This is a genomic window from Arthrobacter sp. ISL-95 (genome assembly GCF_018613695.1).
GTDB lineage: Bacteria > Actinomycetota > Actinomycetes > Actinomycetales > Micrococcaceae > Arthrobacter.
This window is the reverse complement of sequence record NZ_JAGGPR010000002.1, coordinates 61,453-74,743: the sequence shown is the minus strand read 5'-3', so window position 1 is coordinate 74,743 and position 13,291 is coordinate 61,453. Positions and strand designations below refer to the sequence as shown.

Sequence of the window (13,291 nt, the reverse complement as noted above, 5' to 3'; positions counted from 1 at the left end):
GGCACCCCACATTCCCCACCGGCGCACCCCTACCCGCCGGACGCACCAGAGGTTACGGCAGCGAGCGGCGTAAAAGGGTGCGCACCAAACACACCCAACACCCCGCACTCGACCAGCCCCGGCCTTACCCTGCCCTGCCTGTGCCCGGCGCACCCATTCCCGCCCGACGCACCCCATGTTCCCCGCGGGCGCACCCGTACCCGTCGGACGCACCAGAGGTTAGAGCAGCGAACGGCGTAAAAGGGTGCACACCAAACACACCCAACCCCCGCACTCGAACGAACCTCGGCCCTGCCCTGCCTGTGCACGACGCACCCATTCCCGCCGGACGCATCCCACATTCCCCGCGGGCGCACCCGTACCCGCCGGACGCACCAGAGGTTACGGCAGCGAGCGGCGTAAAAGGGTGCGCACCAAACACACCCAAACCCCGCACTCGACCAGCCCCGGCCTTACCCTGCCTGTGCACGACGCACCCGAACCCGCCCGGCGCACCCCATGTTCCCCGCGGGCGCACCCGTACCCGCCGGACGCACCAGAGGTTACGGCAGCGAGCGGCGTAAAAGGGTGCGCACCAAACACACCCAACACCCCGCACTCGACCAGCCCCGGCCTTACCCTGCCTGTGCCCGACGCACCCATTCCCACCAGACGCACCCCACGTTCGCCGCGGGCGCACCCGAACCCGCCGGACGCACCAGAGGTTACGGCAGCGAGCGGCGTAAAAGGGTGCGCACCAAACACACCCAAACCCCGCACTCGACCAGCCCCGGCCTTACCCTGCCTGTGCCCGGCGCACCCATTCCCGCCCGACGCACCCCACATTCCCTGCGGGCGCACCCGTACCCGCCAGACGCACCCCACATCCCCCGCGGGCGCACCCGAACCCGCCGGACGCACCAGAGGTTACGGCAGCGAACGGCGTAAAAGGGTGCGCACTAAACACACTCAAACCCCGCACACAACGAGCCCCGGCCCTGCCCTGCTCGTGCGCGGCGCACCCCTGCCCGCCGGACGCACCCCACATTCCCCGCGGGCGCACCCCTACCCGCCGGACGCACCAGAGGTTACGGCAGCGAACGGCGTAAAAGGGTGCGCATCAAGGCCCGGTCGCTGCCAAACTCGCCTGCCCGAAATGAGAGGATGAACGGCATGACGCTCCCTATCGCCGTGCCATGGCTTTCCACCCAGACCAACCAGGATCCCCGGGCAGCAACCGGCCGGCGCCTCAAGTGGGGTGTGGTGTCCACAGGCAACATCGCCAACAGTGTTTCCCAGGACCTGGCACTGCTTGAAGATGCTGAGCTGTATGCCGTGAGCTCCCGCACCCAGGTTGCCGCTGATGCGTTTGCCCATACGCTTGGCTTTGCCAAGGGCTACGGGGACGACGGCGACGTACCCGGCTACCAGCGCCTGTTCGAGGATCCCGCCGTGGACGTGGTTTACGTGGCGACGCCGCATGCCCAACACTTCCAGATTGCCGCAGCAGCTTTGCGGGCGGGGAAGCACGTACTGTGCGAGAAAGCCCTCACCATCAACGCCCGCGAAGCCACAGAGCTAGTGAAGCTCGCCCGGAAGCACCACGTGTTCTTTATGGAAGCCGTGTGGAGCCGTTTCCTGCCGAGCATGCAGCGAGCCTTTTCCATCGCGGCTTCCGGGGAGCTTGGACAGATCCAGTGGGTCAGTGCTGACCTCGGATTCCCTGCACCCTACGATCCCTCCGCACGAATCTGGGCTCTCAATGACGGCGGCGGAGCACTCCTGGACATCACTGTCTACCCGCTGCTCTGGGCGCTGGGGACTCTGGGCTTCCCGCAGTCCGTCACTGCGATCGGCACGCTCAATGAGGACGGCGTGGACAGCCAGAACGCCCTGACCCTCGGCTATGACACCGGTGCACAGGCGCAACTGACGTCGTCGCTGATGGCACATGGTCCCCGGACCGCCACAGTGGCCGGCGGGCTCGGGTTCCTGCAGACCGTGGGGTCCGTGAACAACCCCCGCGAGCTAATGATTCGGATTGGTTGGGACGAGCCGAGGCGCGAGCACTTTGACGTGGTTGGGACCGGCTACACGTACGAACTCCGCGAAGTCACCCGCTGCATCCAGCAGGGCCTCACCGAGAGCCCTGTCATGCCGCTGGAGGACTCGGTCAATGTCATGCGCCTCTTTGACGGGGTGCGCTCACAGCTGGGCATTCGGTACCCCAACGACGCCCGCCGAGTCGATCCCGCGGTGAGTCAGCCCCGGCGGCGTGTGCCGCCGTCGTAAGTTAACTCAACTGTATTAACGCCCTTGGCGGGCTGGCTGCCGCGCCAGCTTGCGGTCCAGGGACAGAGCACCGGGACCAAGGAACACGAACGCGACGGAGATAGCTACATAGATGATCAAGAGTTCGGCGGTGACGCCGGATTTATCGGTGAGCAGGGGCTTGCCTGCTTCCGTCACGAACCAAATCCCTGCGAACATGATCGCTGCCAGGAATCCGGCCACCCGGGTCAGGGCGCCGAGCACCAGGAGCAGGCCAAGGCCCAGTTCGCCGGCGATCACCAGCCATGCCACGATCTCCGCCTTCTGCACACCCATGGCGGCAACAGAAGCGGCGAACGCAGCATGCCCGGCCGTGAACTTTTGGAACCCGTGGACCATGAGGAGCGCACCAAACACCACCCTCAGGATGGTGACGCCGCGGGCGGAGGACTTGGGTGACGGGTGAAGGAATTTCACGGGTTCCAATCTTCCATGCCTTCATGCCCACCGCCAACCGACCCACCGCCAACCGGCCCACCGCCAGACCGGCGGGTTGCTACGAGAGCGGGTTGTCAGGAAAGCAGCGCCGGGATGTCCTTCACGCCGTCCAGGATGTGATGGTGGGCGTGCGCGGCCAACGCTTCGCGGTCCAGCTTGCCCGTCAGGACGCCGACGGCGGTGACTCCCGCGTTGTTGGCGGCGGCGAGGTCGTTCAAGGTATCGCCGGCAGCGATCACGGCGCAAACATCCTGCACGCCGGTCAGTTCCATGGCCCGGTGGATCATGTGCGGCGCCGGTCGGCCCGCGGCTACTTCGTCCGAACACACGACGGCGTCGAGCAGGTTATCGTCGCCCACGCTCCAACCCAGCCGCTCAAGGAGAGGCTCGACGACGTCGCGTGAGAAGCCGGTAGTCAGGGCCACTTTGATCCCTTGGCGGCGGAGTTCGCGGAACGCATCTTCCACGCCCGGAAGCGCGACCGGCGGGTTGGCGTCGTAGAACTCCACGAGCAATTCCTTGAAGCGCCGGAATGCAGCCGCCACTACGTCCGGAGTAGCCGTTCCTCCTCCGGCCTCGATGAGCGCGGTGATGGCCTCAACTTTGTCCGCGCCCATCCATTCCTGCACAGCCTCGGGCGTGGTGGTCACCCCCGTTTCTTCAACACAGCGGGCCAGGGCAACATAGACATCGCCGTGTTCGTCGATGGTGGTTCCGGCCATATCGCAGGCAACAAGCTTGATCATGGGGTGGCTCCTCGTGTGGACTGAAGATCGGTGTGGATGCGGACCAGGGCGGCGCGGCGTTCCACGGTGTTATCGATAGTGAAGTTGGTCAGTGCCGGCAGGTAGCGGTCCTCGGAGTATTCGAGGGGCTGTCCGTCGCCGGATCGGGTGATGCGGCGTTCGCGTAGGAGCGGAATGCCTTCGGGTTGTTCCAAAAGTTCGGCATCCTCGTCGCTGGCCGCCACGGCGTCAATGGTGTGGCGTGCGCTGTGCAGGTCCACGCCTTGGTCCTTAAGGAACGCGAAGATGGACCCAGAATCGGTATCAAAGTCGAACAGTTTCCGGCCCACGTCCAGGATGAACGTGGTGCGCTCAATCATGGCCGGAGCTTCATCCAGGTAGCGGACGCGCAGGACTTCCACCACGGTGGTTCCGGGCATCAAGCCAAGAGCTTCCGCCGCTTCCGGACTGGCTTCGCGGCGCGCCACCTCCAGGGTCCGCTGACCGGGATTCTTGCCGATGCCGCTGGCCCATTCGGTGAACGAGTTGAACGTGGAGAACGACTGTGACGGCACGGACGAACGAACCATGGGTGGCCGGCCTCTTCCGCCAGTCACAGCACCTTCGGACCGCAGAAACGCGAGCGCTTGGCGGATGGGCCCGCGGGATGTTCCGAACTCACGGCACAGCTCCGCCTCGCTGGGCAGCTGGAAACCCGGGGGCCAGTCACCGTCGGTGATCCGGCGCATGAATTCCTCGCTAAGACGGACGTGGAGGGGCGCATTCTGCTGTGTGCTCACAAGTTGATAATACAAGTTGGGCGGGCCGACATCGTTGCTTTTGAGAGCTTTGAGATGAACTCATGGTGAACTTGAGTGAACAAACGTTAAATTCTGATTAACTTGTATATACAAGTGCCGCTTGAGCTTGATTCTCCACTGCTGAGCCGACAATGTCAGTGGTGTGAACAACCCGAGCACCTCTCCCCAAGCCACCAGCAGCAACCCAAGCCAGCCCACCGACGTCGTGATTGTCGGCGCTGGAATCGTGGGCCTGGCCCACGCCGCCCACGCTGTTGCCAACGGCCTGACCGTCACCATCATTGAGCGCGACCACCACGCGGCAGGCGCTTCTGTGCGCAACTTTGGCCACTGCTGCATCACGGCCCAATCCGGCGAACTGTACGAACTTGCGCAGACCTCACGTAAGTACTGGCTCGAGTTCGCAGAGCGTGCGGGATTTTGGGCCAGCGAAGCCGGTGCTGTTGTCCTTGCCCGCACCGAGGCTGAGATGGATGTCCTTCGCGAGCTCTCCGCAGTCCGTGAGCCCGGCCAGGTTGAGTTGCTGTCCCCCGCGGGCACTCGTGCCCGCTTGCGTCCCGCGGTGTCCGCCTCAGAAGAAACGCACGACGACGGCCCTCACCAAGGCGGCGAATGGCCCGGCCTCATTGGCGGAGCCCTCCTCCGGGACGACCTCCGCGTTGATCCCCGCACCACGGTGGCAAAGTTGGCCGAGTGGCTCAGCCAACAACCCGGCGTCGAGCTTCGCTGGAACACATCTGCACTGGGCTTTAGCCGATCCCTGGACGGTGTGACCGTCCTGACGTCACGCGGCGAAGTTACTGCGAAGCAGGTCTTCGTGTGCGTCGGCCATGACGTCGACTACCTCTTCCCGGATCTCGCTGAGGAACACCGGATTCAACGGTGCGCCTTACAGATGTCCCTGGCGGCCAAACCGTCGGGTGTTGAATTCGCTCCTGCAGTCCTGACCGCAACCTCTATGCTGCGGTACCCCGCTTTCACGGATATGCCTGCCGCTGCCGCACTCCGCTCCGAAGTATTGCAGAACCAGCCCGAACTGTTGGAGATCGGCGCCAACGTCATGTTCACCCAACGCCCCGACGGCACCATCATTTTGGGCGACTCGCACCACTACCAACTCACGGCCAATCCGTTCCTGGACGAAACCGTGACAGCCACCCTCAACACTGAAATCACAGGCCGGATCGGCCAGCCGCTGGAGATCATCCAGCGGTGGCAAGGCATCTACGCTTCCTCGGAGGTGGCACCCATCCTGGTCCGCGACGTCCAACCCGGCGTCACTGTGGTGTCCGTGACCTCCGGCGTCGGCATGACGCTGTCCTTCGGCCTGGCTCACCGCAACGTATCGCGCCTGCACTGACTATCCCGTTTCCCTCCCCAGTCCCCTTGCAATAAGGATTCCCATGAAAACCTCGCTCCTCACCGGTTCCGCGCTTGCCCTCGCCACCGTTCTGGCGCTTACTGCCTGTGGCGGCTCTGCGCAGTCCTCCCCCGAAGCCACTACCGCCACCTGCCCCAACGGCGAGATCAAGTTCGGCATCGAGCCCTACGAGGATCCCGCCAAGTTGAAGCCGGCCTACGACGTCCTGGCTGCGGCCCTGTCCAAGAAGCTCGAATGCCCGGTGAGCGTCCAGGTGGTGGAGGACTACGCCGCCGAGGTGCTGGCCATGCGCAACGGCAAGCTGGACCTGGGTCAGTTCGGTCCGTTGGGCTATGTATTCGCTGACACCAAAGCAGGTGCTGAGCCGCTGGTTTCCTTTGGCACGGCAGAGAAGGAACTCAGCAGCTACACGGCAGGGATCTGGGTTCCCAAGGACAGCCCCATCCAGGAAATTGGGGATCTAAAGGGTAAGTCCCTCGCCCTGGGCAGCGTCGGCTCCACCTCGGGCGATGTCCTGCCGCGCTTCGGCCTCCGTGAAGCTGGAATCGCGGACGCCGACATCAAGATGGACTACACCGGTGGCCACCCCGAAGCCCTGCTCGCCCTGACCAACGGCAAAGTGGACGCTGCCGAGATCAACTCGCAAACGCTCGCCACGGCCAGTGCCGCAGGCACCTTCACTCCTGATAACTTCCGGCAGGTGTGGACGTCCGATCCCATCCCCAACGACCCCATCACCGTTCGCGGCGACGCCGATCCCGCGTTCAAGGCTGCCGTGAAGGACGCCTTCCTCAGCCTGGATCCCACTGACGTGGCCAAGGTTGGCGAGTTCCTGGACGTCACCCCTCCGGGCCCGCTACTGGCGGTCACCAAGGACAACTACACACCACTCTTTGAACTCGCCGAGACCATGGGCCTCACCGAAAAGGACCTGTAATGCCGCTCTCCGTCCACGGCTTGCGAAAGTCATTCAACGGCCGGACCGTTCTGAAAGGCGTGGATTTCTCCGTTGCTGCGGGCGAGCTGGTGGCGTTCCTCGGCGCCAACGGCTCGGGCAAGTCCACCACCCTGCGCTGCGTCATGGGTATCACCAACCCGGATTCCGGCAGCATCAGCATCGACGGAACTGCGCTGGAAACCCTCCAAGGGCGTGAGCTGCAGCAGGCCCGCCAGCGCATGGCCATGATCTTCCAGAAAATACACTTGGTCCCCCGACGCACTGCGTTGGACAACGTGTGTGCCGGTGCCCTTTCGCGAATCCCCACCGTCCGCTCACTGAGTTCCCTGCTGTTACCGGCCGACGTCCAACAGGAAGCGCTCGACTGCCTGGACCGCGTTGGACTGGCAGACCGTGCCTTCGACCGCGTGGGCCGTCTTTCCGGCGGCCAGCAGCAGCGCGTGGCCGTAGCCCGGGCACTGTGCCAGCGGGCCGACGTCGTACTCGCCGACGAGCCCGTGTCCGCCTTGGATCCGCACGCCGCGGAGCAGGTCATGGCGCTGCTGCGGGAACTCGCTCACTCCGAAGGGCTGGCTGTGGCCGCAGTTCTGCACCAGCCCGATCTCGCCCTGCGGTACGCGGACAGGTCCATCGGCCTCCTCCACGGCTCCATGACCTTCGACCTTCCCTCCACAGAGATCACCGCGGATCACCTCGACACCTTGTACGCCCCGGACCGGGACGTTTCAGACAGGGACGTTTCAGACAGGACCCAGGCAGCATGACACCTCACACCTTGACCCCTGCCGTCGCGCGCCGGGACTCCACCAGCGAAAGCCGTGTGGCACTGGTCCGCCCCAAGAAGCCCCTGCGGTGGATCACGACGGCGGCAGTGGCGGCCGCCGTCGTCGGGCTTCACGCCGTGGCCATCGAGGGGACGGACTTCAAACCGGGACTGCTGGTGGATGGCTGGAAGGGCATGGCAGCGTTCATTGGCGATGCGTTCCCGCCGGACCTCAGCTGGGAAAAGACCCTCCGTCCGGGGCTGGAAGCCACACTGGTAACCCTGTGGATCGGGCTTCTGGGAACTACGTTGTCCGTTCCGTCCGCCCTGTTGCTCGCAGCGCTGGCTGCCAACAACACCAGCCCGCACAGGCTCGTCTATCAGGCCGCGCGCGCCATCCTGTCCTTCTTCCGTGCCGTGCCGGACATCGTGTTTGCACTGATCTTCGTCACCGCTGTGGGGCTTGGTCCGTTCGCGGGCGTGCTCGCGCTGATCTGCCACAACACCGGTGTCATGGGAAAGCTGTGGGCGGAGTCCATGGAGGAGATCGACGCCGGCCCGCAGGAAGCGCTCCGGACTGCGGGTGCCAATCGGATCCAGCAAGTAGCCAACGCAACGCTGCCCATGGTGGTCCCGCAGTTCGTGGGCCTGCTGCTCTACCGCTTCGACGTCAATGTGCGGTCCTCGCTGGTCCTTGGCCTGGTGGGCGCCGGCGGAATCGGGCTGCTGATCAACCAGTCCATCAAGTCGTTCCAGTTCGACTCCATGCTCACTCACATCCTGATCGTGCTGGTGCTGATCATTGTGGTGGACCAGTTCTCCGCGTGGATCCGCCGTCGCCTGGCTGCGTAACGCCCCCGCCGGACCCAACTGGGGGCAGAATGGGAGGTGGCCCTCTTCAGGGGTCGAGATTTTCAAGAGGGCCACGGTGGATGGAGCAGGCATGCAGGTTGACGTTGTAGTTGTTGGCGGAGGAGCCATGGGATCGGCTGCCGCCTGGCAACTGGCCCGGGCGGGTCGCTCGGTGGTTCTGTTGGAGCAGTTTGAGGCCGGACACCACATCGGCGCTTCGCACGGCGCCACCCGCAACTTCAACACCGCCTACGCCGAGGCCGACTACCTGGACCTCCTGGCCGAGTCCAAGATGCTGTGGGACGAGCTAGCGGCCGAGCACGGCGCGCCGCTCCTGGATATGGTTGGGCTCGTCAACCATGGAAACGTCCCCCATTTGCAACAAGTGCGGGAGGCCCACGAGGCACGAGGCATCGAGAGTTACTTCATCTCCCCCGATGAAGCTGCCAACCGATGGCTGGGCATGAACTTCGCCACCGACGTCCTCTTCGTGCCGGGCTCCGGCCGGATCCGCTCGGCTGACGCCCTGGTGGCGCTGCGGAAATCGGCTGAAGCCCATGGCGCCATTTTCAAGTACTCGACGCCGGTCAAGGACATCCGCGTCACCGGCGGCGAATCAGCGGTAGTTGTCACTGAGGACACGGAGTACACGGCCAGCCGCGTCGTGGTCACGGCCGGCGCTTGGACGCCCAAGCTCATCGGCAAGCTCACCGATCTGCCCGCCTTGGTAGTAACCCAAGAGCAGCCGGCCCACTTCACTCCCACGGACAACACGCTGGTGTGGCCGAGTTTCAACCACAACCCGGACCCCGATCCGAACAACGAAGCCTACGAGTACTGGTACAGCCCCGTCTACGGCATGCTCACTCCCGGCGAGGGCGTGAAGGCCGGCTGGCACGGCGTCGGCCCGGTCATGGACCCGGACGAGCGAACGTTCGAGCCCATCCCCCACCAGATGGAAGCGTTGGTGCGGTACGCAGAAGAGTGGCTTCCCGGCGTCGACCCCTCCACCGCGGTTCCCATCAGCTGCACCTACACCACCACACCCAATGAGGACTTTGTGCTGGACCACTTCGGTCCGCTGGTGGTGGGCGCCGGCTTCTCGGGTCACGGTTTCAAGTTCACGCCCGCTATCGGCCGGGTACTGAAGGACATCGTCGACGGCGGCGTGGCACCGCAGCGGTTCCGCGCCGAGCGTTAAACGGCAACTGACTCGCAGTTGTGGTTGTCATGAAGTTTCAAACAAACCACAACTGCGAGTCAGTTGGGAAACGCCGGGACTACTTCTTGAGGGTCGCAAGAACCTTGTTGAACGTAGCCGACGGGCGCATGATTTCAGCGGCCTTCGCGGCGTCCGGACGGTAGTAGCCACCCAGTTCGACGGCGGGACCCTGGACGGCGGCCAGCTCGCCGACGATTGCCTCTTCGTTGGAGGTCAGGGCGTCAGCGATTGCCGCGAAGTCCTGGGCCAACTCTGCATCTTCGGTCTGCTTGGCCAGTTCCTGGGCCCAGTAGGTGGCCAGGTAGAAGTGGCTTCCGCGGTTGTCCAGCTCGCCAACGCTGCGGCGCGGGGACTTGTTTTCCAGCAGGAACGTACCCGTGGCGCGGTCCAGCGTGTCAGCCAGGACCTGTGCGCGGGCGTTGCCCGTGGTGGTGGCAAGGTGTTCGAAGCTGACGGCCAGGGCAAGGAACTCGCCCAGGCTGTCCCAGCGGAGGTGGTTTTCCTTGACCAGCTGCTGGACGTGCTTGGGAGCGGAACCACCGGCACCGGTCTCGAACAGGCCGCCACCGTTGATCAGCGGAACGATGGAGAGCATCTTGGCGCTGGTACCGAGCTCGAGGATCGGGAACAGGTCCGTGAGGTAGTCACGGAGGACGTTACCGGTCACCGAGATGGTGTCTTCGCCCTTGCGGATGCGCTCCAACGTGAAGGCCGTGGCCTCAACCGGGGAGAGGATCTTGATCTCCAGGCCCTCGGTGTCGTGGTCCTTGAGGTACTCGTTGACCTTGGTGATTAGGTTGGCGTCGTGCGCGCGGGTCTCGTCCAGCCAGAACACAGCCGGGGTCTGGGAGGCGCGGGCACGGGTGACGGCCAGCTTGACCCAGTCGCGGACCGGGACATCCTTGGTCTGGCAGGCGCGCCAGATGTCGCCCGGGAAGACCTGGTGCTCAGTGAGGACGTTGCCCTTGCTGTCCACGAGCTGGACGGTGCCGGCTGCCTGGATTTCGAAGGTTTTGTCGTGGCTGCCGTATTCTTCGGCTGCCTGTGCCATGAGGCCCACGTTGGGAACGGTGCCCATGGTGGTGGGATCGAACGCACCGTTGGCGCGGCAGTCGTCCAGGACAACCTGGTAGATGCCGGCGTAGGAACTGTCCGGGATAACGGCCAGGGTGTCTGCTTCCTTGCCGTCCGGGCCCCACATGTGGCCGGAGGAGCGGATCATGGCAGGCATGGAGGCGTCAACAATGATGTCCGACGGGACGTGCAGGCTGGTGATGCCCTTGTCCGAATCGACCATGGCCAGCGCAGGACCGTCTTCGAGGCCCTTGGTGATGGCGGCCTTGACGCCTTCGCGGACGTCCTCCGGCAGGTCTTCCAGGCCGCTGAGGATTGCTGCGAGGCCGTTGTTCGGGCTGATGCCTGCGGCTGCGAGCTGCTTGCCGTAGGTCTCGAACAGCTCGGAGAAGTAAGCCTTGACCACGTGGCCGAAGATGATGGGGTCAGAGACCTTCATCATGGTGGCCTTCAGGTGTGCGGAGAAGAGGACGCCCTCTTCCTTGGCGCGGGCAACCTGTGCCTTGAGGAACTCGTCCAGGGCGTCGGCGCGGAGCACGGTAGCGTCCACAACTTCGCCGGCAAGGACCGGGAAGTCCTTCTTGAGGACCTTGGTGCTGCCGTCCTCGCGGACCAGCTGGATGGTCAGGGAATCATCAGCTTTGAGCACAACGGACTTCTCATTGGAGCGGAAGTCGTTCTCGCCCATGGTGGCAACATTGGTTTTGGACTCAGCGGACCAGGCACCCATGGAGTGCGGGTTCTGGCGAGCGTAGTTCTTCACCGACAGCGGTGCGCGGCGGTCCGAGTTACCTTCACGCAGCACCGGGTTCACAGCGGAGCCCTTGATCTTGTCATAACGCGAGCGGATGTCCGTCTCGGTGTCCGAGGAGGGGTTGTCCGGGTAGTCCGGGAGGGCGTAGCCCTGGGCCTGGAGCTCGGCGATGGCAGCCTTGAGCTGCGGCACGGAGGCGCTGATGTTGGGCAGCTTGATGATGTTGGCTTCCGGCTGCTTTGCCAGTTCACCAAGTTCAGCAAGGGCATTGCCCGTGCGCTGTTCTTCTGTCAGGAAATCACCGAAGACGGCGATGATGCGGCCGGCCAGCGAAATATCGCGGGTCTCCACCTCTACTCCTGCGGTGGAGGCATACGCTTCAACAATCGGCAGGAATGAGTAAGTAGCCAGCATCGGCGCTTCGTCTGTGTGGGTATAGATAATCTTGGCCATTGGCGGGGTTCTCCCTGAAAGTCTGCAGATTTCAACATCTCCTAACTTACCCGAGTAGACCGTTTTGGCGGCTCTTCGTGTCCGGGATCACGTGTTCGTTACCCTCTCCGGTGAATAACGTCCGACGGCGGCCTGACCGCCGCTGCTAACTCCCGCCGTCGTGTGCTTGTTGCTTTTGCTTCTGTGGACACTGCCCCTGTTGGCTTGCCGCGCAGGCCGCCATGACGAAACGAGGGCGAACGCTAACAATAATTCGGCGATGTCGCCGGCGTAGTACATGAGTTCGCCCGCCTGCGTGCGCTCCGCGGCGGATCCGTCCACCTGGACAAAGAGGCCGGCGTAGAGCAGCTGCGAGATGACCGCATGGCCGGCTATTGCCACCCCCAACACCACCAGGCGCGCCGGGACCGAAGGCCTTCGCGGTGCTGGATCCGGGCCGGCTATGGCCCAGGCGAAGAGGATGCCGGCCGCCACAAAGTGGAGATGGATGAGTGCGTGCAAGGCAGGGTTCCGGGTAGCTGCGTCATACAGCGGCGTGAAGTACAGGACTGCGAGGCCGCCCACGTTCAGGATCAACGCCGTGACAGGGTGGGCGAGGACGTGCAGGGGTCTTGAGCGGAGGATCCGCCCCAGCATGCGGCCTTGTTTCCGTGGAATTGTCCGGAACAGCAACGTCACGGGCGCCCCGAGGACCAGTCCGATCGGTGCATACATACCCATCAGCAGATGCTGGAACATGTGGGCGGGCAGGCTCCCGGTCGGATAGGGCGAAAGTTGCGGCGTGAGGCCGAATCCCAGGACGGCCAGCCCCGCCAGAAAGAGTCCTGTTCGCCACCGCGGCCAGCTTTTGGGCTGCTTGCTTTGCCGCACAACTAGGAGCACGTACAGGGCTGCAATCACGATGAGGGTGATCAGGATTCCTGGGGCGCCGGTCCCGGTAGGGTGCTGGTGCATGCGGTCAGGGCTGCTTTTCAGCGGATTGCTGCTTAGGGGACTCAGCGCTCCGCTGAAGCAGCCAACCGCCCACCATCAACAGCGCCCCGAACGCCAGGAACAGGATGTCGGCAAGAACTTGAAACCCGCCGCTGATGACGTGATGAATGCCCAGGATCTGGTGGTCGATGAGGCCCTCGACCACGTTGAAGAAGCCCCAGCCGAACAGCATCCACCCCCACAGTGCGCGCGAGGCCCACACCCTGTTCCGCGAGCGCTTGTCATTGAGCCGCGAATAGAGCATCCCGAGCCCGATCAGCACCGCCAGCCACGTCACGGTGTGGAAGAGTCCGTCCCATAAGGTGTTCATCTGCAGACCGTGCACCGTGGTCACGGGGTACGAGCCGACGTCGATATTTGCGGTCTCCGAACTGGACAACATGTGGTGCCATTGGAGAATCTGGTGGAGCAGGATCCCGTCCACGAACCCACCCAGGCCGATCCCGAGGATGATTCCGGGAAGGCCGATATCCCCCAGCGTCCGGCCGGCCTTTTTGACTGATGATGATTGAGCCATGTCTGCTCCCATCCTCCACAACCAGATAAA

12 protein-coding genes are annotated in these 13,291 nt (G+C 64.0%); 6 read left to right on the top strand and 6 right to left on the bottom strand.

The genetic code is table 11. The annotated features are described in order from the left end of the window. Positions 1–1,152: 1,152 nt before the first annotated feature. The gene (locus J7I86_RS01455; protein WP_214815016.1) at positions 1,153–2,271 is read left to right on the top strand and encodes a Gfo/Idh/MocA family protein; all 1,119 of its coding nucleotides are present in this window, start codon (positions 1,153–1,155) and stop codon (positions 2,269–2,271) included. A 15-nt stretch (positions 2,272–2,286) separates the two neighbouring features. Here the strand turns inward: J7I86_RS01455 and J7I86_RS01450 are convergent, their stop codons facing one another. The 3 genes from J7I86_RS01450 to J7I86_RS01440 all read right to left on the bottom strand — a co-directional run bounded on the left by J7I86_RS01450 (position 2,287) and on the right by J7I86_RS01440 (position 4,273). Continuing rightward, positions 2,287–2,727: a DoxX family protein gene (locus J7I86_RS01450; protein ID WP_214815015.1), complete on the bottom strand. Its 441-nt coding sequence runs from the start codon at positions 2,725–2,727 to the stop codon at positions 2,287–2,289. A 95-nt stretch (positions 2,728–2,822) separates the two neighbouring features. Beyond that, a complete protein-coding gene (locus J7I86_RS01445) occupies positions 2,823–3,494 on the bottom strand; it encodes a phosphonatase-like hydrolase (protein ID WP_214815014.1) in 672 nt (223 codons plus the stop codon). Beyond that, positions 3,491–4,273, bottom strand: a complete 783-nt coding sequence (locus J7I86_RS01440; protein WP_214815013.1) for a GntR family transcriptional regulator — start codon at positions 4,271–4,273, stop codon at positions 3,491–3,493. Before J7I86_RS01440 ends, J7I86_RS01445 begins: the two co-directional genes overlap by 4 nt. A 163-nt stretch (positions 4,274–4,436) precedes the next feature. Between J7I86_RS01440 and J7I86_RS01435 the strand changes: the two genes are divergently transcribed. The 5 genes from J7I86_RS01435 (at position 4,437) to J7I86_RS01415 (ending at position 9,449) form a co-directional block, all read left to right on the top strand. Then, positions 4,437–5,654: a TIGR03364 family FAD-dependent oxidoreductase gene (locus tag J7I86_RS01435; RefSeq protein WP_214815012.1), complete on the top strand. Its 1,218-nt coding sequence runs from the start codon at positions 4,437–4,439 to the stop codon at positions 5,652–5,654. Between the two features lie 43 nt (positions 5,655–5,697). Further along, positions 5,698–6,612, top strand: coding sequence for a phosphate/phosphite/phosphonate ABC transporter substrate-binding protein (locus tag J7I86_RS01430; protein WP_214815011.1), 915 nt, complete (start codon positions 5,698–5,700; stop codon positions 6,610–6,612). After that, positions 6,612–7,397: a phosphonate ABC transporter ATP-binding protein gene (locus J7I86_RS01425; protein WP_214815010.1), complete on the top strand. Its 786-nt coding sequence runs from the start codon at positions 6,612–6,614 to the stop codon at positions 7,395–7,397. The genes J7I86_RS01430 and J7I86_RS01425 overlap by 1 nt, the downstream gene beginning before the upstream one ends. Then, entirely contained in the window at positions 7,394–8,248 is an 855-nt protein-coding gene (gene phnE / locus J7I86_RS01420; RefSeq protein ID WP_214815009.1) for a phosphonate ABC transporter, permease protein PhnE, read from the top strand. The genes J7I86_RS01425 and phnE overlap by 4 nt, the downstream gene beginning before the upstream one ends. A gap of 91 nt (positions 8,249–8,339) precedes the next feature. After that, a complete protein-coding gene (locus J7I86_RS01415) occupies positions 8,340–9,449 on the top strand; it encodes an FAD-dependent oxidoreductase (protein WP_214815008.1) in 1,110 nt (369 codons plus the stop codon). A gap of 79 nt (positions 9,450–9,528) precedes the next feature. Here the strand turns inward: J7I86_RS01415 and J7I86_RS01410 are convergent, their stop codons facing one another. The 3 genes from J7I86_RS01410 to J7I86_RS01400 all read right to left on the bottom strand — a co-directional run bounded on the left by J7I86_RS01410 (position 9,529) and on the right by J7I86_RS01400 (position 13,261). Next, positions 9,529–11,751 carry an NADP-dependent isocitrate dehydrogenase gene (locus tag J7I86_RS01410; RefSeq protein WP_214815007.1) on the bottom strand — a complete coding sequence of 741 codons (2,223 nt, stop codon included), beginning with the start codon at positions 11,749–11,751 and terminating at the stop codon, positions 9,529–9,531. Positions 11,752–11,838: 87 nt separating this feature from the next. Further along, positions 11,839–12,705, bottom strand: coding sequence for a cytochrome c oxidase assembly protein (locus J7I86_RS01405; RefSeq protein WP_214815006.1), 867 nt, complete (start codon positions 12,703–12,705; stop codon positions 11,839–11,841). Between the two features lie 4 nt (positions 12,706–12,709). Beyond that, positions 12,710–13,261, bottom strand: a complete 552-nt coding sequence (locus J7I86_RS01400) for a DUF2243 domain-containing protein (RefSeq protein ID WP_214815005.1) — start codon at positions 13,259–13,261, stop codon at positions 12,710–12,712. Between the last annotated feature and the right edge of the window lie 30 nt (positions 13,262–13,291).

Coding starts and splice junctions, on each gene's coding strand:
- J7I86_RS01405 (WP_214815006.1), bottom strand. CDS start 12,705: ATGCACCAGCACCCTACCGGGACCGGCGCCCCAGGAATCCTGATCACC.
- J7I86_RS01400 (WP_214815005.1), bottom strand. CDS start 13,261: ATGGCTCAATCATCATCAGTCAAAAAGGCCGGCCGGACGCTGGGGGAT.
- J7I86_RS01430 (WP_214815011.1), top strand. CDS start 5,698: ATGAAAACCTCGCTCCTCACCGGTTCCGCGCTTGCCCTCGCCACCGTT.
- J7I86_RS01410 (WP_214815007.1), bottom strand. CDS start 11,751: ATGGCCAAGATTATCTATACCCACACAGACGAAGCGCCGATGCTGGCT.
- J7I86_RS01415 (WP_214815008.1), top strand. CDS start 8,340: ATGCAGGTTGACGTTGTAGTTGTTGGCGGAGGAGCCATGGGATCGGCT.
- J7I86_RS01445 (WP_214815014.1), bottom strand. CDS start 3,494: ATGATCAAGCTTGTTGCCTGCGATATGGCCGGAACCACCATCGACGAA.
- J7I86_RS01455 (WP_214815016.1), top strand. CDS start 1,153: ATGACGCTCCCTATCGCCGTGCCATGGCTTTCCACCCAGACCAACCAG.
- J7I86_RS01425 (WP_214815010.1), top strand. CDS start 6,612: ATGCCGCTCTCCGTCCACGGCTTGCGAAAGTCATTCAACGGCCGGACC.
- phnE (WP_214815009.1), top strand. CDS start 7,394: ATGACACCTCACACCTTGACCCCTGCCGTCGCGCGCCGGGACTCCACC.